Annotated in this window: 1 protein-coding gene; it reads left to right on the plus strand. The window is 69.0% G+C overall.

Annotated elements, in window-relative coordinates:
• Positions 1-368: 368 nt before the first annotated feature.
• Positions 369-617, plus strand: a 249-nt coding sequence (locus tag ABD323_RS43720) for a twin-arginine translocation signal domain-containing protein (protein ID WP_344447574.1), incomplete at its 3' end; no start/stop codon positions are given.

Below are 617 nucleotides of genomic sequence, written 5' to 3' on the forward strand. Positions count from 1 at the left end.
CCGCCCGCGATCCTGCCGCCTCCCACCGCGACCCTACCTCCGCGCATAGCCACTCCTCCCTCGGGTGTGCCCTGCCGTCCGTTGCACCCTACCGGCCTTCCCCCGTACGGCACTTGAGTACACGCCTGGGGCGCCCTGAACGAGTCGGCGGGTCTCTGCGCGGGCTCCCAGCTCGAGCGTGCGTTCAGCCCATCCTGGCACCATAGACGTCTTATTGCGCCCTGCTGGCATGTTTTTGCAGCAGACGAGCGATCTATTGCCCTTACGTGCCCATCTCATTACGCTCTCCGCATCGGACTCCGCGCTGCCACCACTGCTCAACCAACGTTTCCGGCCACGGAGTTGACGACAAGTCGGAGGAGATCCAGATGGGTGTCACGCGTCGGACGTTCCTGCAGGCCGCGGCCGCGGCGGGCATCGCCGGAGCAACGGGGCTCGGGGAGACCGCGGTAGCGGCGAGCGCGCCCGGCGATGTGGTCGGCAAGGTGACTGTGGGCTACCAAGGCTGGTTCGCCTGCCCCGGGGACGGTGCCCCGGTCAACGGCTGGTGGCACTGGGCCCAGAACTGGGGCCAGGCGCCGTCCCCCGCCAACAGCGCCGTCGTCGCCTGGCCCCTC

The sequence above is a fragment of the Kitasatospora nipponensis genome (assembly GCF_039528135.1).
Taxonomy (GTDB): domain Bacteria; phylum Actinomycetota; class Actinomycetes; order Streptomycetales; family Streptomycetaceae; genus Kitasatospora; species Kitasatospora nipponensis.